Genomic DNA, 18,207 nt, shown 5'->3' with positions numbered 1-18,207 from the left:
GTCATCCCTTCGTGGCTCCGGCCAGCAGGCCGGAGATGAACTGCTTCTGGAGGACGAGGAACAGGATCATGATGGGCACCGTGGAAAGCGCCGTCCCGGACAAGATCGCCCCATAGTCAGTGTTGCTCTCCTGGCCGTGCAAGGTGGCCAGCGCGACCGGCAGGGTGTGCATCTCAGGGCTGCGCATGGCGATCAGCGGCCACACGAACGAGTTCCACGAGCCCAGGAACAGGAACACCGACATCGCCGCCAAGAACGGCCGCATGACCGGGACCACCACGCTGAGCAGCACCCTGAGCTCCCCGGCGCCGTCCACGCGGGCCGCGTCGAGCAGCTCGTCGGGGAGCCCGGACAGCGCCTGCCGCATCATGAAGATCGCGAACGGCACGCACAGCCCCGGCAGCACCAGCGCCTGGTAGCTGTCGAGCAGGTGGAACGAGCGCATCATCTGGAACAGCGGGACCAGCATCACCTGGTCCGGGACCACGAGCGTGGACAGCAGCAGCCCGAACAGGACGGTGCGGCCGCGGAAGCGGAACTTCGCGAAGGCGTAGCCGGCCAGCAGCGCCACGAACAGGCCGCCGAGGGTCTGGAGGCAGGCCACGGCGAGCGAATTGCCGAGGACCCGCCACAGCCCGATCTTCGCGTCCAGGTCGCGGAGGTTCGCCAGGAAGTGCGTGGACGGCGCCAGCTTCGGCGGCCACGCGAAGATATCGGAATCCTTCTGCGTGGCGCTGACCACCAGCCAGTAGAAGGGCGCCACCGACAGGCCGGTGACGGTGGCCAGGACGAGCGTGAGGGGCCAGCCGCGCAGGCGCTTGGCGGCGGGGGGATTCGCGGTGCGGCGCGTTCCGGATCGGCCCGGGATGCTGTCGGCGGTGCTCATTTGTCGCGGTCTCCCATCAGCCGCATTTGGACCACGCCGAGGATCACCACGAGCAGTGTGAGCGCGTAGGCGATGGCGGAGGCGTAGCCGAAGTCGAAGTAGTGGAAGCCGTTCTCGTACAGGTACATCGACACGGTCAGGGTGGCGTTGTCGGGCCCGCCGCGAGTGAGGATGTAGGGCTCGTCGAACAGCTGGAGCGTGCCGATGCTGGACAGCACGACGGTGAACAGGATGATCGGCCGCAGCGCCGGCACGGTGATCGACCGGAACCGCCGGACCGGGCCGGCGCCGTCGACCATGGCCGCCTCGTAGAGGTCCTTGGGCACGCCTTGCAGCCCGGCCAGGTAGATCACCGCGTTGTAGCCGGTGTAGTGCCAGGTCAGGACCAGCACCACGGCCATCCGCGCGCCGCTGCCGGTGCCCAGCCAGTCGACCTTGCCCAGGCCGACGCCGTCGAGCAGCCAGTTCAGCGCGCCGGAGTTCTTGTCCAGCAGGAACCCGAACATCACACCGGTGGCGACCAGGCCGGTGACGGCCGGCATGAACACGCCGAGCCGCCAGGCCGTGCGCCACTTCACGAACGCGGAGTTGATGCCCAGGGCCAGGAGCAGCGCCAGGGCCAGCATCAGCGGGACCTGGACCACGAGGATCTCGGCGGTGTTGCGCAGCGCCTGCCAGAACAGGGGGTCGTGGATCAGCCGCCGGTAGTTGCTCGTCCCGGCGCTCCGGGTCGCGGCGCCGGCGCCGGTGGTGGTGGAGATCCGCAGCGAGTCCAGGATCGGGTAGGCCTTGAAGACGGCGAACGTCAGTAGCGCCGGGGCCAGCAGCAGGTACGGCACCGCCTTGCGCCGGGCGGAGGCGCGCCTGGCACGCCGCCGACCGGTCACGGCGAGGCTCACGCGGCGATCTTCCGTCCGGTCTGCGAGGCCAGCTGGTCGGCGGCCTTCTTCAGCTCGGTGGCCGGGTCGGCGCCCTTGAGCAGCACCTTGACCTGCGCGTCGGAGGCCAGCTTGAGCGCGCGGGCGTAGTCGCCGGAGTAGTTGGTGGCGTCGGCGCCGTCGGTGAGCAGGCCGGTGAAGGTCTTCAGCGGAGCCTGGCCGCCGTAGAAGGGGTCCTGGGCGTCGTAGAGCGGGTCGGTGTAGGCGGTGGCGAGCGCCGGGAACACGCCGCCGGCGTCGAACATCGCGTTCACCGACGCCGGCTTGGTCAGCGCGTACTCGATGAACTTCCACGCGGCCTGCTTGTGCGAGCTGGAGTTGGCGACGGCCAGGTGCGTGGAGTTCACGATCGCCGAGCGCTTGCCGCCCTTGGTGACGGCCATCGGCCTGGCCAGCCGCCACTTGCCGGCCTGGTCCGGGAACTTGGTGGACAGGTAGTGCGCGGCCCACGCCGGGTAGGGCGCCACCGCCGCCTTGCCGGACTGCACCAGCTTGCTCCAGCCGTGGTCGCCGGCGGCGTCGGCGACGAGGCCGGCGTCGTTCAGTCGCTTGAGGGTGCTCAGGGCATTGACGCAGGCGGGGGAGGAGATGGTGATGTTGCCCTGCAGGTCGAAGTAGAAGGCGCCCTGCAACTGCATCAGGGACTGGAGGAAGTCGCAGTCGGGGGAGGAGGCGGCGGGCTTGTCGATGCCGAGGAACGCGGCGCCGGCGTTGGCGGCCTGGAAGGCGGGGCCGGCGGCGATCAGGTCGTCCCAGGTCTCCAGGGCGGCGGGGTCGATGCCCGCCTTGTCGAACAGGTCCTTGCGATAGAAGAAGCCCAGCGGGTTCACCTCCCAGGGGAGGGCGTAGGCGTGGCCGTCCTTGCCGGTGATGGCGGGCCACAGGCCCTTGGCGAACTCGTCCTTGTGCGCGTCGGCGCCCAGCGCGGACAGGTCGGCCAGGCCACCGGGGAACTTCTCCAGGTAGCCGGGCAGGTAGTCGCAGCCGATGTGCAGCACGTCGGCCAGGCCCTGCCCGCCGGCCGCCAGCCCCACGGTGATCTTGTCCCAGATCGCGGGGTTGCCGACGTCCTGGACGTCGACGGTGATGCCGGGGTTGTCCTTCTGGAAGGCCGGGACGACGCCCTTGAGCGCGGCGGCCGCGGTGGTCCAGGACCAGACGGTGATCTTGCCGGTGGCCGAGCCGGGGCCGTTGTTTCCGCCGGTGCCGCCGCCGGTTCCGCCGGTGCTGTCGCTGCCACCGCCGTCGCCGGAGCAGGCGGCGAGGGCCGGGGCGGCGGCGAGGGCGGCGAGGCCGAGGCCGGAGGCGCGGAGCAGGCCGCGGCGGGAGATGTCGGGCATGGGAGGTCCTCTCGAAGGAAGGGGTTCTGAGTGTGTGACGTGTGATGTTGCACTGGTGATCGTGATGCTGCCTTGCTGTGGTTGTTCTGGTCCTACGGCCGCGGCGTGAGATGGACGCCGCGGGTGGTGCGTCGGTGAAAGTCTCAGCGGGTTTTGATATCAGCCCCGGCGCTGACGCCGCGGAGGGCGTCGCCGATCCGGTCGGCGAGTTCGAGGCGGCTGCTGGCGTGCGGTGAGATGCGGATCCACGTGCCGCGCAGGGTGGTGGTCAGGCCGGCATCGGCGAGCGCGGTGTGCACGCGCGTCGGATCGATGCCGGGCATCCGCAGCCGCATGATGCCGCTGCCGTGCGTCTCGACCTCGGCCCCGGCGGCCCTTGCCGCGTCGGCGATCGCGTCGACGACTTCGCAGATCAGGGCGTGGATCCGGGCCACGCCGGTGTCGAGCGCGAGCCGAAGCCCGGCGCCGAGGGCGGCCACGGCCGGCCCGTCCGGGTTCGTGAACATGTGAGCCGTGCCCCCGGGTCGAGGCGGATGCGGATGCGGCGCGTCGCCGATCGGATCGTCCACCCCGGCCCACCCCCCGATCCCCGGCCCCACGAACTCGGCGACCCGCTCCCGCACCGCCAACACCGCGGCCCCCCACCCGGCCCGCAAGAACTTCTGTCCCCCGGCCGCCACCACGTCCGCGGCCTCCACGTCAAAAGGCGTGGCCCCCAAAGCCTGCACGGCGTCGACCACCAGAACCCGCCGCGCCCCCATCAACTCCTTCAACTCCCCGACCGGCGCCACGAACCCGCTCCCGGCATCCACCGCGCACACCGCGACCGCCCGCACCGACTCGTCCAGCAAGGGCCGCAACCGATCAGCCGTCAACGGCCCCTCGGCGAACCGCACCGCCAACCCACCCCGCTCCGCGGCCCGCAACCACGGATACACCGCCGCCGGAAAATCAGTCCGCGCCACCACCACCGTCCCCGGCCCCCGCACCCCGAAAGCCGCCGCCGCCAACCCGTGCGACGTGGAACTGACCAACCCCACCTCCCCCTCCCCGCACCCCAACAACTCACCCGCGACCGCCTTCGCCCGCACCAAAGCCGCGTCGTACTCCTCCAACGCATCCCACCCCCGGACCCGCACCGTGGTGGCAGCCCGCTCCAAAACCAAAGCCACATCCGACGACACCGGCCCGAACCGAGCAAAATCGAGATACCCGTCCGGCTCCGCGAACCGCGCGAGGTACGCCTGAACCCCGCTTCGCCCCAGCGCCACCGAATCGCTCAGCGACGCTTTCGACTCCGGCACGCGAGCCGCCGAACTGTTCATCTTTACTTCCCGAACCGCAGCGCCATTTGCGACCGTGCTCTCCATCAAGTTGCTCACCCCTGACACCCCAGCCTCCCGGCCTTCGCTCTCTGCGACTGGAGTCGCTGCCGCGCCTGTCCCCAACCCCCCGGCGCTCGCCACCGAGCAGCCCGCATCCGCGCCCCCACCCGTCCGCCCCGCCAAGGCCGAGCCGATCGGCCCGTCCCCAGCGGTGGCGGCAGCCGTGCCATCGGTCTTGGCACGGCCGGCCGGGGTCGTCGCTGCTCCAAGCCCGTTGGAGGGCATCTCCCCGGATGTCGTTCCGGATGCTGATCCGAGCGTCGTCGCAGTGGCCCGGTCGCGTCCTCCGCCGGCCGGGAGGGGGCTGGAAACCGGGTCCGGTCCCGTTTTTTGAACGTTCATATCGCCGATCGCCGCCCCTCGCTGGTGTGACTCTTGGGATTTGAACGTTCAAAGTAGGGGCTCCGGAGCGTTCTGGCAAGCCCCGGCGGCGGGCCGGGCCGTCGCTGGCGTCGATGATCATTGGTGCTCGGATTTTGCGCGATCGAGCATCGTTGTGCGCGATCGAGCGCTACTGTGTCCCCATGCGTCAAGAAGACCGCCTCGGAGCCATCCTCGCCCTGCTGGCCGACCATGGTTCGGTCGGTGTGGTGGAGACCGCCGACCGCCTGGGTACCTCGCAGGCCACCATCCGTCGTGACCTGCAAGCCCTGGAGGAGCAGGGGCTGGTCAAGCGCACGCACGGTGGCGCGGTTCCGGCCGGCGTCCTCTATGAGCTGCCCATGCGGTATCGCGGCGCTCGGCAGCAGGAGGAGAAGGGGCGGATCGCGGAGCTGGCGGCGGGTCTGATCGATGAGAGTGCGGCGACCGTCGGCCTGTGCGGGGGCACGACCACCAGCGAAGTGGCCCGCTACCTGGGCATGCGCGGCGGGCTGAAGATCGTCACCAATGCTTTGAACATCGCCGCCGAGCTGGCCCTGCGCCCGGCGATCGACCTGGTCGTCACCGGCGGCACCGTGCGGACCGAGTCGTACGAGCTGATCGGCCCGGTCGCCGAGCGGGCGCTCGAAGGCTTCAACCTCGACGCCTCCTTCCTCGGCGTCGGCGGCGTCAGCGCGACGGCCGGCGTCACCACGCATCACGAGGTCGAGGCCCAGACCAACCGCGCGATGATCCTGCAGTCGGCGCGCGTGATCGTGGTCGCCGACGGCACGAAGGTCGGCCGCCGCGCCTTCGCCCGCATCGCCGAGGCCGCGCTGGTCTCGGACCTGGTCACCGACCCCAGCGCCGACCCGGCCGAGCTGGAGGCGCTGGCCGAGCTCGGCGTGCGGATCCACATCGCGGAGTGAGGCCGCGAATCCCGGGGCGAAATCCCGCGACACCACCCCCATCTGCTTGATTCTGCTCGCTTCCTCTGGCTATCGTTCAGATACAAGCACGATCGCCGCCAGCCTGGGGAGTGACCATGTCCGGATCCGCGCACGTCGAAGCCGAGATAGCCAGCCAGCCGGACACCTGGCGGCGCGCCGCCGCGATCGCGGTGAGCCCGACGGCCGACGCCCTGCCGGCCCGCGGCGAGCGCGTCGCCGTCGTCGGCTGCGGCACCTCGCTCTACATGGCCCAGGCCTACGCCGCCCTGCGCGAGCAGGCCGGACTCGGCGAGACCGACGCCTTCGCCGCCTCCGAGTTCCCCTTCGGCCGCCGCTACGACCGGGTCGTCGCGCTGACCCGCTCCGGCACCACCACCGAGGTCCTGGAACTCCTGGAGCGCCTCAAGGGCGTCCTGCCGACCGTCGCCGTCATCGCCGACCCCGCCACCCCGGCCCCGGCCCTGGCCGACGCCACCATCGTCCTGGACTTCGCCGACGAGAAGTCGGTCGTCCAGACCCGCTTCGCCACCACCGCCCTGACGCTGTTCCGCGCCCACGTCGCCGCGCAGTCCGGCACCGTCTTCGACGTCGAGAAGGCCGCCGCCGACGCCCACGCCTGCGCCACCGAGCCGCTGCCGGCCGACCTGCTGGACAAGACCCAGTTCGCCTTCCTCGGCCGCGGCTGGACCGTCGGCCTGGCCAACGAGGCCGGCCTGAAGATGACCGAGGCCTCGCTGACCTGGACCCAGTCCTACCCGGCGATGGAGTACCGCCACGGCCCGATCAGCATCGCCTCCCCGGGCACCCTCACCTGGATGCTCGGCGACGCCCCGCGCGGCCTGGCCGAGCAGGTCCGGGCCACCGGCGGCGCCTGGCTGGACGCCTGCGCCGACGGCCGCGACCCGCTCGCCGAGCTGATCCGCGTGCAGCGCCTCGCGGTGGCCCTCGGCGCCGCCAAGGGCCTGGAGGTCGACAACCCCCGCAACCTGACCCGCTCGATCATCCTGTCCGAGGTCTGATATGCCCGATTCCGAGCAGCCCGCCGCCCCCGAGCCCGCCGCCCCCGAGCCCGCCCACACCCTGGCCCTGGACGTCGGCGGCACCGGCATCAAAGCCGGCCTGGTCACCCGCGCCGGCGAGCCGACCCGCACCTGGCGCCGCGCGACCCGGATCGAGCGCGGTCCAGAAGCGGTCATCGACACCATCGTCGGCTTCGCCGCCGAGCTCGTCGCGCAGGCCGCCGCCGACGGCACCCCGGTCGCCGCGGCCGGGGTCGCGCTGCCCGGGATCATCGACGAGCAGACCGGCGTCGGCGTCTTCTCCGCCACCATCGGCTGGCGCGACGTCCCGTTCCGCGCGCTGCTCGCCGAATGCCTCGCCGTGCCCGTCGCCATCGGCCACGACGTCCGCGCCGGGGGAGTGGCCGAGGCCCGCATCGGCGCCGGCCGCGGCGCCTCCCGCTTCGTCTTCCTGCCGCTGGGCACCAGCGTCGGCGGCGCCATCATGGTCGACGGCAAGGCGAACCTCGGCGCCCACGGCATGGGCGGCGAACTCGGCCACTTCGTCGTCCGGCCCGGCGGCCTCCCCTGCGGCTGCGGCCTGGCCGGCTGCCTGGCGCAGTACTCCGCCGCCGGCGCCGTGGCCGCCCGCTACGCCGAGGCCGCCGGCACCGAGAACACCGGCGCCCTGGACGTCGTCGCCCGGCTCGCCACCGGCGACCCGATCGCCGTCCGCGTCTGGGACGAGGCCGTCGACGCCCTTGCCGACGCCCTGCTCACCCTCTCCGCGATCCTCGACCCGGGCCGCGTCGTCATCGGCGGCGGGCTTGCCGAGGCCGGCGACGCCCTGATGGTGCCGCTCGCGGCGGCGCTCGCGGCCAAGGCGACCTATCACGCGCTGCCCGACCTGGTCACCGCCGAACTCGGCGACCTCGCCGGCTGTCTCGGCGCCGGACTGCTCGCCTGGGACCTGGTGCCGTGATAGTCACGGTCACCCTCAACCCCGCCCTGGACATCACCTACAGCGTCCCGGAGCTGAAGCCCGGCACCACGCACCGCCCGCGAACCGCCGCCCAGGCCGGCGGCAAGGGCGTGAACGTCGCGCGCACCCTGCACGCCCTCGGCCGCGAAACCCTCGCGGTGCTGCCGCTCGGCGGCTTCGACGGCGAAGCGGTGCGCGCGGAGCTGGACGCCTCTCACGTCCCGCACCACGTGATACCGATCCGCGGCGCGACCCGCCGCACCGTCACGGTGGTCGAGACCGGGTCCCCGGAGGGCCTGGCGACCGGCTTCAACGAAGCCGGGCCCGAACTCGACGCCGAGGAATGGGCCGAGATCTGCGCCGCCGTCGGCTCCGTTCTGGAAACGGCGTCGCTGGACATGGCCACCGTCCTGGTGCTGTCCGGCAAACTGCCGCGCGGCCTGCCCGACGACGCCTACGCCGAGCTCATCAACCTGGCCGCCGCCCTCGGCGTCCCGACCATCCTGGACACCGAGGGCCCGGCCCTGCTCGCCGCGCTCCCGGCACATCCGGCGGTCGTGAAGCCCAACGCCCACGAACTGCGCGACGCCACCGGCCTGGCCGACCCGGCCCGCGCCGCCGCCGAACTGCTCCGGCGCGGCGCCCGCGCTGTGGTGTCCTCCCACGGCCCCGATGGCCTCACGGTCCGGACCCCCGACGGCACCTGGACCGCCCGCCCGCCGCGCGTGGACGGCGGCAACCCGACCGGCGCCGGCGACGCCGCGGTCGCCGCCCTCGCCATCGGCCTCGTCGACGGCACTCCCTGGCCCCAGACCCTCGCCGACGCCGCCGCCCTGTCCGCCGCGACCGTCCGCACCGACCGCGCCGGGGTGTTCGACGCCGAGGCCTACCGCAGATTCCAGCGCGACATCGAAATCCAGCGCGAGCCCGAATTCCAGCGCGACATCGAAGCCGCTTCCTAAGGACCCCCATGCCGCTCCAGCCCACCGCAGACCTCATATCCGCCGCCCGCGCCGACCGTCGGGCCCTGGCCGCCTTCAACGTCATCACCCTCGAACACGCCGAGGCCATCGCCGGCGCCGCCGAGGCCGCCCAGGCGCCGGTCATCCTCCAGATCTCCGAGAACGCCGTGAAGTTCCATCACGGCCGCCTCGCCCCGATCGCCCGCGCCGCCGCGGCCGTCGCCGAGGCCGCCGCCGTCGACGTCGCTCTGCACCTGGACCACGTCGAGGACCCCGACCTGCTGCGGCAGGCCGCCGACCACGGTTTCGGCTCCGTCATGTTCGACGGCTCGCACCTGGACTACGCGGCCAACGTCCGCGCCACCCGCGAGGCCGCCGAATGGGCCCACGCGCACGGCCTGTGGATCGAGGCCGAACTCGGGAAGGTGGGGGGCAAGGACGGCGAGCCGCCGCTGTCCGCGCACGCGCCCGGCGCCCGCACCGACCCGGCGGAGGCGCACGAGTTCGTCACCGCCACCGGCGTCGACGCGCTGGCCGTGGCCGTCGGCAGCTCGCACGCCATGACCGAGCGCAGCGCCGTGCTCGACCACGAGCTGATCGCCCGGCTGCGCGAGTCGGTCGGCGTCCCGCTGGTGCTGCACGGCTCCTCCGGTGTGCCGGACGCGGAACTGGCGCGCGCCGTGGCCGGGGGCCTGGTGAAGGTCAACATCGGCACCGCGCTGAACATCGCCTTCACCGGCGCCGTGCGCGCCTACCTCGACCAGGCGCCCGCCGACGCTGTCGATCCGCGCAAATACCTCGTCTCGGCGCGCGAAAACATGGTGAAAACCGCGGCGCATTTCATTAACGTTCTCGGTTGATCGTTCGCTGAACGGGTCGGGATCTGCTTAGGGGTTCGATGTTTCGGCGCGCCGAGTTCGAGTTGTTCCATGTCCGGCCCTACCGGCTGTTCTTCACGGCGCGTGTCACGTCCGCTCTGAGCGACGCGATGATCCCGGTGGGACTGGCGGTGGCCGCGCTGTCGGCCGGCTTCGGGGCCGGGGGCCTGGGGCTGGTGCTGGCCGGTCAGGTCGGGATGTTCGTGGTCTTCGTCATGGTGGGCGGCGTTTTCGCCGACCGCTTCGGACCGCTGCGGCAGATGATCGGCGCCGACGTCACCCGCTTCGTGCTCCAGGGGACGTTGGCCGGGTACCTGATCCTGGTCGGCCATCCGCCGTTCTGGTTCTTCCTGCTGGGTTCGCTGATCCACGGCACCGCCACCGGCCTGTTCCAGCCGGGGCTGGGCAGCATGATGCCGACGATCGCGCCGGGCCGGGTCCAGGAGGGTTCCGGACTGCTGTCCTCCGCGACCGCGCTGATGGCGGTCATCGGCGCGGCGGCCGGCGGCGGCCTGGTCGCGGTGGCCGGTCCGCAGGCCGTGTTCGCCGTCGACACCTGCGCCTACGCCGTCAGCGCCGTCTGCCTGCTGCGGCTGCGCGGGACCTCGCCGGCCCAGCCCGAGGCGGCGCAGCACTGGAAGCAGGACATCGTCGAGGGCTGGCGCGAATTCCGCAGCCGGACCTGGTTCTGGACGGTCATCGTGGTGTTCGCGGTGATGAGCCTGGTGGCCTTCGGGCCGTTCTTCGTGCTGTCGATCAGCGTCCTCACCACCCGCCACGGCTCCACCGCCTTCGGCCTGATGCTGGCGCTGGAGATGGCCGGCGGCGTCCTCGGCGGCCTCAGCGTCGCCCGCCTGCGCCCCCGCTTCCCGCTGCGCACCGCCTTCCTGCTGACGTTCCCGATGGCGCTGCCGATGGTGACGATCGGCGTCGACGCCCCGCTCCTGCTCACCGGCGCGGCGATGTTCGTCAGCGGCTGGACCCGCTCGATGGAACTGGTGCTGTGGACCACCACCGGCCAGACCCAGATCCCGCCCCCGGTCCTGAACCGCCTCTACGCCTACGACGTGGCGGGCTGCACCTCGCTCCTGGCAGTCGGCCAAGCCCTGTCCGGCCCGGAGGCGACCCTGATCGGCGAACGCGGCGCCCTGCTCCTGTCCGCCGGCGCGACCGTCCTGGGCTGCGCAGTCCTCCTGGCAGTCCCAGCCGTCCGCAGCCTGCGCGCCGCCGCCGAACCCCTCACCGCCCCGGCCCTGGCCCTGTGAATCAGGACTTTCCAATACCCCCCACCCACCGAACGACCAGTACGGGTGGCGCACCAGGGGTCCCCTGCGCCAGCATAAGCGGACACCCGATCGCGGCGACTGCAAGGAACAGCGACTAATGGCGAACCCTGAGATGGCCGGCGCGCAGGAGACAACACTCGGGGCGGTGCCACCGCAAGGGGCTCGGACGGAGCCGGCGGCGGAGGTCGGGGTGGAGGTCGAGGTCGAGGTCGAGGTGGAGGCGCAGGTCACCGCCGCTGTGGCTGAGGAGGCGGAGTCCGCCTCGACCGCGGTCGCTGCCGAAACGGCGGAGATTCAAGGCGCGGTGCTGGCGGCGCTGGAGGCGCGGGACTCGGCTGATGGTGAGCCGGAGGCCGGCGACTCGGGAACGCCCGAGGCGGCAGACGATGTGATTGATGGTGATTTGGCCGCTGATGAGTCCGATGTCAGCGATTCGGTGATCGATTCGGATGCGGCGAGCGATTCTGTTTCTGAGAGCGAGGATTCTGCCGCGAGCGACCTGGCACTCGACTCGACGGTCGCCGCAGACTCGGCAGCTGCCAGCGATTCGGTTGTCGACTCGGCGATTTCAGCTGACGCGGAGCCTGATTCGCCTACCGCCGGCGATTCGACTGCTGCGGGCGACTCTTCCGCCACCAGCGATTCGGTTGCTGACAGCGATTCGGCAGCCGATTCGGTCGAGGCGAGCGATTCTGCTTCTGCGAGCGAGGCTTCTGTAGCCAGCGACCTGGCACTCGACTCGACCGATTCGGCTCCTGCCTTGGCAGCCGATTCGGTTGAGGCTGGCGATTCGGCTCCCGCCACCAATCCGGCCGACGTATCTGCGGCGACTGCCGTTCTCGGTCTATCTGAGTCTCTTGAGCTGTCCGACTCGGATACCTCCGAAGCCGAGCCCTCCGACTGGTCCGAATTCTTCCGCGCCCCCGAGTCCCAGCAGCCGCCGCAGGTTACCCCGCAAACCACCCCGCAGCGCACCGTCGCCGCACCCCAGCCTCCCCGCCGCCCGGCGCCCACCGCCCCCGCCGTCCCCGAATCCGGCAGCCTCTCCGTCCTCGGCCGCGTCTTCCTCGCCGACGTCGGCATCGCCTTCTTCGCGCTGATCGCCCTCGTCGTCATCGAGGTCCAGCGCATGGGTGAGGCGGGCATGAGCCTGCGTCGCCAGGCCTACGTCGAGGACCTCGCGGTGTTGTTCGTCGTCGCGGTCGTGTTCGGCTTCATCACGTTCGTTCTGACCCGCCTCGGGCACGCCAAGGTCGCGATCGTTCAAGGACTCGTCACCGCGCTGGTTCTCGGCGTCGCCATCACCTCGGCCGCTACCGGCTACCCGAAGCCCGTCACCGTCGAGCAGGACCAGTAGCCAGGGCCGACAGGGCCGCCTAGCCCTTCGGCGTCGCGCCTTCCACTCCCGTCGGCACCACCCGCAGCAGCAGATCCCGCAGCGTCTCCCGCTCCTGCCCGCTCAGTGCGCCCAGCGGCTCGGCGGCGAATGTCAGCTCGGACCACACCGCCTCGAACGAGGCGCGGCCGAGTTCCGTGGCTGTGATGTTCTTCACCCGGCGGTCCTCCGGGTCCGGTTCCCGGGTCACCAGGCCGCGGGCCTCCATGCGGTCGACCAGGCCGGTGATGTTCGACGGCTCGCACTTCAGGTGTCCCGCCAGGCTGCGCATCGGCTTGGGTCCGGACAGCAGGTGGGCCAGCATGAACGCCTGCATGCGGGTCAGGTCGTGGCGGGCCGCGGCCTGGTCGTAGTTGTCGAAGAAGGCCTGCGACACCATCCAGAACAGCTCGAGCACCTGGGCCGTGAGCGGGTCGCGGCGGTCCAGGCCGGCGGGGCGTTCAGCGGGGTTCACGTCAGTCACCGTATGCGCGGCGGGGGGAGGGGCTCAACACCCCGGCCGCCGGTCGTGGTTAAATACTTCATGAGATTAACTGTAGACCAGTGAAAGTAATGCACGTAATGGAGCACCGCATGTCCGACCAGGCGCGGCGAGGCAAGGGCGTACTGCCCGCGCTCGTGTTGTCCGTTCTGGCGTTCTCCCTCGTCCAGACCTCCGTCGTCCCGATCCTGCCCACGCTGCAGAAGGATCTGGACGTCGCCGGCAGCGGCATCACCTGGCTGATGACCGCCAACCTGCTCTCCGCCGCCGTCCTCACCCCGCTGCTGGCCCGGGTCGGCGACCTGCGCGGCCGCAAGCCGGTGCTGGTCGTCGCCATCGCCGGCGTGCTGGCCGGCGGCGTCCTCGGCGGCATCGGCGGCTCGTTCCAGCTGCTGCTGATAGCCCGCGTCCTGGCCGGTACCGGCGGCGCGATCCTGCCGCTGGCCGTGGCCGTGGTCCGCGACGAGCTGCCGCGGGAGAAGGTCACCGGCGGCGTCGCCCTCATCTCCGCCTCCCTCGGCATCGGCTCGGGCCTGGGCCTGGTCGCCACCGGCGCCGTGGTCCAGCACTTCGACTACGAGGCCGTGTTCTGGATGGGCGCGATCCTGGCCGCCGTGGCCTTCGCGCTGGTCCTGCTGCTGGTGCCGCACGACCCGGTGACGGCCGAGGGCAAGGCCGACCCGCTCGGCGCGCTGCTGCTGGCCGGCTGGCTGTCGGCGTTCCTGATCGCGGTCAGCCAGGGCAACGACTGGGGCTGGGCCTCGGCCCGCACCCTGGGCCTGTTCGCCGCCGCCGCGCTGACGCTGGCGCTCTGGGTCGTGGTCGAGCGCCGCGTCGCCTCCCCGCTGGTCGACATCGCGATGCTGGCCAAGCCCACCATCGCGGTCACCAACACCGCCGCGGTCCTGGTCGGCTTCGCGATGTACGGGGCCTTCCTGCTGATGTCGAACTTCACCCAGACCCCGAAGGCCGTCGGCTACGGCTTCGGCGCCTCGGTCCTGGCCTCCGGCTGGATGCTGTTCCCCTCCGCGGTCGGCTCCTTCGCCGCCGGCCTGGGCGGCGCCGCGCTCATCAAGCGCCGCGGCCCGCGCGTCCCGCTGGTCCTCGGCGGCGCGGCCACCGCGGTCGCCCTGGGCGTGCTGGTGTTCGTCCACGGTTCGCCGGTCGACGTCGTCATCGCCTCCGGCTTGCTGGGCGTCGGCGTCGGCATGGCCTACGCCGCGATGCCCGCCTACATCAACGCCTCCGTCCCGGTGCAGCAGTCCGGCATCGCCAACGGCATGAACGCGGTGCTGCGCACGGTCGGCGGCGCGATCGGCACCGCCGTGACGGGCGCCATCCTCGCGGCGAACGTCAAGCAGGTCGCGCCCGGCGTGGCCCTGCCGACCATCGACGCCTACAGCCACAGCTTCGTGGTCGCCGCGGCCCTGGCCGTGGTCGCCGCCGGCGTGCCGTTCCTGGTGAAGCCACCGAAGATGTCGATGATGACGACCCCGATCGTCACGCAGGACGGCGAGCCGACGCGGGCCGAACTGGCCGGCGCCAACGCGTGATATCCGACGCCTGACGCCTCACAGCAGGCGGCGACGCAGCCGCCGGCCGACCGAGGACTCGGAAGCCGTGGCCGGAGTGTGTTCCGGCCACGGCTTCCGTGCCTCTCTCACCCGGACCCGTAGCCGGATCCGACCGTTCCCCCGCCCCACCCGAAACACCACAGCCAACCGCTCGCCTGCCCCTGCTCGACACCCGGGCAATAGCCCGCCTGCTCCATCCCCACCGCCGCGACCTCCTTGACCTCCACCGGCGGTCGCGGCACGGACAGCTCGATCCGGTCCCCGGTCAGCGTCATCAGCTCCGCCCCAAACCGCCGATGCCAGTCGGCCAGCACCGCCGTGTGCTCCAGTCCCGACAACGACGGCGCACCGTCCCAGTCCAGCAACCCGGGGATCTCGACGCCGCCCCACTCCGCCGCGACCAGGGCGATGGCCGTCGTCCCGGCCACCGCCGACGCCCGGTCGACCGCCGGCTCCTCGGCCACTGGCTCCTCCCGGCCCGTCCCCGCCCGCCCGAAGAACTCAGCAAAGATCTCAGCGGCGCCCCGGTGGTACTCCCTGTACTCCCGCTCCCCGCCCGACAGCGGCAGCCGGTCCAGGAACCCCGGGTCCCCGGAGTCGACCAGGAACGGCCACAGACCGGTCGTCGCATGCTGATCACGCAACGTCCGCCACACCTCCGGCGCGGTGCCCGGCTCGACCGGCACCACCGAGATGTCGGTGCCGTCCGCGAGCGTGCACTTCACCACTGCCGTGCCGATCAAGTCCTTCACAGTGGTGACACTAGAGGGTCGGTCCCACCGGAAGCACTACCGCTAGCTGGTCACATCGTGCATGGCGGTCGGCGGATGGCCCTTCACGTCTTGAGCGACAATCCCTACCCTGCGCGGCATGACCGGACGCTGGAACACCTCCGTGGCCGAGCTCCTCACCGCCCGCGTCGGCGACCACCGCACCGCGTTGACCTGGGCCGGGCAGGACGGCGTCGTACGGCGCGTGTCCTGGGACGAACACCTGCGGCGCAGCGCCGCGCGCGCCGCCTGGCTGACCGAGCGCCTGCCGGCGGCGGGGGAGGGGCCGCGACACGTCGGGGTGCTGATGGAGAACGTGGCCGAGTTCTCATTCCTCCTCGGCGCGGCCGGCCTCGGCGGCTTCACCCTGGTCGGGCTGAACCCGACGCGCGGCGCCGTGGAAGTCGCGCGCGACGCCCGCCACACCGACTGCGCACTGATCGTCACCGAGACGCCGTTCCTGGCGATGGTGCGCGACAGCGGGATCCCGGTGGTGAACGTCGACCTGCCCGATCGATGGCTGCCCCGGCCCGAGCCCGGAGCGCGGCGGCCCGTCGCCCAGAACCCCGCCGAGTTGCCGTTCATGCTCATCCTGACGTCCGGCACCACGTCCGCGCCCAAGGCCGTCATCTGCTCCCAGGGCAAGGTGGCGTCGCAAGGATCGACCGTGGCGCAGCACCGCGGCCTCACCGCCGACGACGTCCTGTACTGCGCGATGCCGCTGTTCCACAGCAACGCCGTGATCGCCGCCTGGATCCCGGCGCTGGCCAGCGGCGCCACGCTCGCGTTACGCCGCCGCTTCTCCGCGTCGGGCTTCCTGGCCGACGTGCGGCGCTTCCAGGCCACCTACGCGAACTACGTCGGCAAGCCCCTGGCCTACATCCTCGCCACCCCCGAGCAGCCCGACGACTCCGACAACACCCTGCGGCAGGTCTTCGGCAACGAGGCGGCGCCGGCCGACGTGGAGCGCTTCGCGAAGCGGTTCGACTGCGCGGTGACCGACGGCTTCGGCTCCACCGAGGGCGGGATCTCCTTCTACCGGCTGCCGTCGACGCCGCCGGGGGCGCTCGGGGTCCCGGTCGGCGACGTGCGGATCGTCAACACCGAGACCGGCGCCGAATGCGCCGTCGGCGAGGTCGGCGAGATGGTCAACTTCGCCGGCGCCGGCGCCTTCGAGGGCTACTACCGCCACCAGGAGGCCGACGCCGCCAGGCTCCGCGACGGCCGCTTCTGGTCCGGCGACCTGGCCTACCGGGACGACCAGGGCAACTTCCACTTCGCCGGCCGCTCCGGCGACTGGATCCGCGTCGGCGGCGAGAACTTCGCCAGCGGCCCGATCACCCGCACGGTCGAGGAGTGGGAAGGCGCCGTGTCCGCCGCCGCCTACGGCGTCCCCGACGCGGCCTCCGGCGACCAGGTGATGGTGGCCCTGGAGCCGAGCCGCCCCTTCGACCCGGACGCCCTCGCCGCCCACCTGGAGTCCCGCGCCATCCCGGACCTCTGGTGGCCCCGCTACATACGCATCGTCGCCTCGATGCCACGAACAGCGACCAACAAGATCGTCGTCCGCGATCTGGTCGCCGAAGCCTGGCACACCCCCGATCCGGTATTCCTGCGATCGGGACGCGGCAGACGATTCCGAGTGCTCACCGATGTCGAGCGCATGACACTGGCACGCGAGTTCGACGAACACGGGCGAACTCCGCCCGGGCACCGTTAGATCGTTGTTACGCTGCTTCCTTTCGGGCCCGGGGAATCGTGAAGGAGCAGGTGAGTCTCGCGCATGAGCGCAGGAGGTAGTACGAAGGCGGTCGTGGCGGCGTTGGGCGCCAACATGGGCATCGCCGTGTCGAAGTTCGTGGCCTACGCCTTCACCGGCTCGGCCTCGATGCTGGCCGAAGGCGTGCACTCGGTCGCCGACTCCGGCAACCAGGTGCTGCTGCTGATCGGCGGAAAGCAGGCCAGAAAGAAAGCAGACGACGAACACCCGTTCGGCTACGGCCGCGAACGCTTCGTCTACGCCTTCATCGTCAGCGTGGTCCTGTTCAGCCTAGGCGGCCTGTTCGCCCTCTACGAGGGCTGGCACAAGGTGACCCACCCCGAGAAGGTCGAGAGCTGGTACTGGGCCGTAGGCGTCCTCCTGTTCGCGGTCGTGATGGAAGGCATGTCCTTCCGCACCGCCATCCGCGAATCCAACCACCTCCGCGAAGGCCGCTCCTGGGCCGGCTTCATCCGCCACGCCACCACCCCCGAACTCCCCGTAGTCCTCCTCGAAGACTTCGGCGCCCTGATCGGCCTCTGCTTCGCCCTCTTCGGCGTGGGCATGGCCGTAGTAACCGACAACGGCCGCTGGGACGGCATCGGCACCCTCGGCATCGGCGCCCTCCTGGTCTGCATCGCCGTAATCCTGGCCGTGGAGATGAAGAGTCTCCTGGTAGGCGAAGGCGCGGGCAAGCACGACGTAGCAGCAATCCGCACCGCCGCAGTCGACGGCGAAACAGTGACCGACGTCATCCACCTCCGCACCATGTACCTTGGCCCCGAAGAACTCCTCGTAGCGATGAAGATCGCCGTCGACCACGACGAAACCGCCGAACACATCGCCCAAGCAATCGACGCAGCCGAACTCCGCATCCGCGAAGCAGTACCAGAAGCCCGCCTGATCTACCTGGAACCCGACATCCGCCGCCCCGGCCCCCTGCCCTCCCCGACAACGGGGTGACGTACGCCAACGGCCTGACGGCCAGCGGGCAGTGACGCACAACGCGACGATTTGAGGCCGCGCTCCCGAGCCCGGGGGCGCGGCCTCCGCGTGTGGAACGGCTTCCTGCCACAATCACAACCGGCAGCGGCCAGCAGGACCGCTGGTCATCGCGACCGGCTGCCTCGCTTTTTGCCAAAGTTAGGTTTTCGGTTCCGGTCTTTCCGATGCTCCTATGTCAAGGTGTGGGGGTTGGTTGTGTGGTGTTTTGGTGGGTGAGGATGCGGTGGATTTCGTTGGCTATGTAGCGTTTGAGGCAG

The 18,207-nt window shown here is 71.2% G+C and carries 16 protein-coding genes; 10 read left to right on the top strand and 6 right to left on the bottom strand.

All coding sequences use genetic code 11. The annotated features are described in order from the left end of the window. Position 1 precedes the first annotated feature (1 nt). The 4 genes from ABD481_RS39320 to ABD481_RS39305 all read right to left on the bottom strand — a co-directional run bounded on the left by ABD481_RS39320 (position 2) and on the right by ABD481_RS39305 (position 4,489). Positions 2 to 886, bottom strand: coding sequence for a carbohydrate ABC transporter permease (locus tag ABD481_RS39320; RefSeq protein WP_344670977.1), 885 nt, complete (start codon positions 884 to 886; stop codon positions 2 to 4). After that, on the bottom strand, positions 883 to 1,785 hold the full coding sequence (locus tag ABD481_RS39315; RefSeq protein ID WP_344670976.1) for a carbohydrate ABC transporter permease: 903 nt from the start codon (positions 1,783 to 1,785) through the stop codon (positions 883 to 885). The genes ABD481_RS39320 and ABD481_RS39315 overlap by 4 nt, the downstream gene beginning before the upstream one ends. Then, positions 1,782 to 3,164 carry an ABC transporter substrate-binding protein gene (locus ABD481_RS39310; protein WP_344670975.1) on the bottom strand — a complete coding sequence of 461 codons (1,383 nt, stop codon included), beginning with the start codon at positions 3,162 to 3,164 and terminating at the stop codon, positions 1,782 to 1,784. Before ABD481_RS39310 ends, ABD481_RS39315 begins: the two co-directional genes overlap by 4 nt. Before the next feature lie 143 nt (positions 3,165 to 3,307). Next, the gene (locus ABD481_RS39305) at positions 3,308 to 4,489 is read right to left on the bottom strand and encodes an aminotransferase class V-fold PLP-dependent enzyme (RefSeq protein ID WP_344670974.1); all 1,182 of its coding nucleotides are present in this window, start codon (positions 4,487 to 4,489) and stop codon (positions 3,308 to 3,310) included. A 584-nt stretch (positions 4,490 to 5,073) separates the two neighbouring features. On the opposite strand from ABD481_RS39305, the gene ABD481_RS39300 reads away from it, so the two are divergent. The 7 genes from ABD481_RS39300 (at position 5,074) to ABD481_RS39270 (ending at position 12,322) form a co-directional block, all read left to right on the top strand. Beyond that, entirely contained in the window at positions 5,074 to 5,838 is a 765-nt protein-coding gene (locus ABD481_RS39300; protein WP_344670973.1) for a DeoR/GlpR family DNA-binding transcription regulator, read from the top strand. 116 nt (positions 5,839 to 5,954) lie between these two features. Next, positions 5,955 to 6,878, top strand: a complete 924-nt coding sequence (locus ABD481_RS39295; protein ID WP_344670972.1) for an SIS domain-containing protein — start codon at positions 5,955 to 5,957, stop codon at positions 6,876 to 6,878. A gap of 1 nt (position 6,879) precedes the next feature. After that, on the top strand, positions 6,880 to 7,839 hold the full coding sequence (locus ABD481_RS39290) for an ROK family protein (RefSeq protein ID WP_344670971.1): 960 nt from the start codon (positions 6,880 to 6,882) through the stop codon (positions 7,837 to 7,839). Continuing rightward, positions 7,836 to 8,801: a 1-phosphofructokinase family hexose kinase gene (locus ABD481_RS39285; RefSeq protein WP_344670970.1), complete on the top strand. Its 966-nt coding sequence runs from the start codon at positions 7,836 to 7,838 to the stop codon at positions 8,799 to 8,801. The genes ABD481_RS39290 and ABD481_RS39285 overlap by 4 nt, the downstream gene beginning before the upstream one ends. An 8-nt stretch (positions 8,802 to 8,809) precedes the next feature. Beyond that, positions 8,810 to 9,661: a class II fructose-bisphosphate aldolase gene (locus ABD481_RS39280; protein ID WP_344670969.1), complete on the top strand. Its 852-nt coding sequence runs from the start codon at positions 8,810 to 8,812 to the stop codon at positions 9,659 to 9,661. Between the two features lie 38 nt (positions 9,662 to 9,699). Continuing rightward, positions 9,700 to 10,944, top strand: coding sequence for an MFS transporter (locus ABD481_RS39275; RefSeq protein WP_344670968.1), 1,245 nt, complete (start codon positions 9,700 to 9,702; stop codon positions 10,942 to 10,944). A gap of 211 nt (positions 10,945 to 11,155) precedes the next feature. After that, positions 11,156 to 12,322: a hypothetical protein gene (locus ABD481_RS39270; RefSeq protein ID WP_344670967.1), complete on the top strand. Its 1,167-nt coding sequence runs from the start codon at positions 11,156 to 11,158 to the stop codon at positions 12,320 to 12,322. Between the two features lie 19 nt (positions 12,323 to 12,341). Here ABD481_RS39270 and ABD481_RS39265 read toward each other — a convergent pair whose 3' ends face one another. Beyond that, positions 12,342 to 12,815, bottom strand: coding sequence for a MarR family winged helix-turn-helix transcriptional regulator (locus ABD481_RS39265; RefSeq protein ID WP_344670966.1), 474 nt, complete (start codon positions 12,813 to 12,815; stop codon positions 12,342 to 12,344). 119 nt (positions 12,816 to 12,934) lie between these two features. Here ABD481_RS39265 and ABD481_RS39260 point away from each other — a divergent pair, with 119 nt between their 5' ends. Continuing rightward, complete coding sequence (locus ABD481_RS39260; protein WP_344670965.1) at positions 12,935 to 14,395, top strand: MFS transporter; 1,461 nt, start codon at positions 12,935 to 12,937, stop codon at positions 14,393 to 14,395. A 107-nt stretch (positions 14,396 to 14,502) separates the two neighbouring features. Here the strand turns inward: ABD481_RS39260 and ABD481_RS39255 are convergent, their stop codons facing one another. Continuing rightward, positions 14,503 to 15,168, bottom strand: a complete 666-nt coding sequence (locus tag ABD481_RS39255; RefSeq protein ID WP_344670964.1) for a DUF4253 domain-containing protein — start codon at positions 15,166 to 15,168, stop codon at positions 14,503 to 14,505. Between the two features lie 118 nt (positions 15,169 to 15,286). On the opposite strand from ABD481_RS39255, the gene ABD481_RS39250 reads away from it, so the two are divergent. Next, positions 15,287 to 16,906, top strand: coding sequence for an AMP-binding protein (locus ABD481_RS39250; RefSeq protein WP_344670963.1), 1,620 nt, complete (start codon positions 15,287 to 15,289; stop codon positions 16,904 to 16,906). Between the two features lie 63 nt (positions 16,907 to 16,969). Beyond that, positions 16,970 to 17,908, top strand: a complete 939-nt coding sequence (locus ABD481_RS39245) for a cation diffusion facilitator family transporter (RefSeq protein WP_344670962.1) — start codon at positions 16,970 to 16,972, stop codon at positions 17,906 to 17,908. Positions 17,909 to 18,207: the final 299 nt, after the last annotated feature.

It is taken from the genome of Catenulispora yoronensis, from assembly GCF_039531695.1.
GTDB classification, from domain to species: Bacteria; Actinomycetota; Actinomycetes; order Streptomycetales; family Catenulisporaceae; genus Catenulispora; species Catenulispora yoronensis.
Note: the sequence above shows the minus strand (reverse complement) of the source record. Positions and strands in the feature narration are given on the sequence as shown.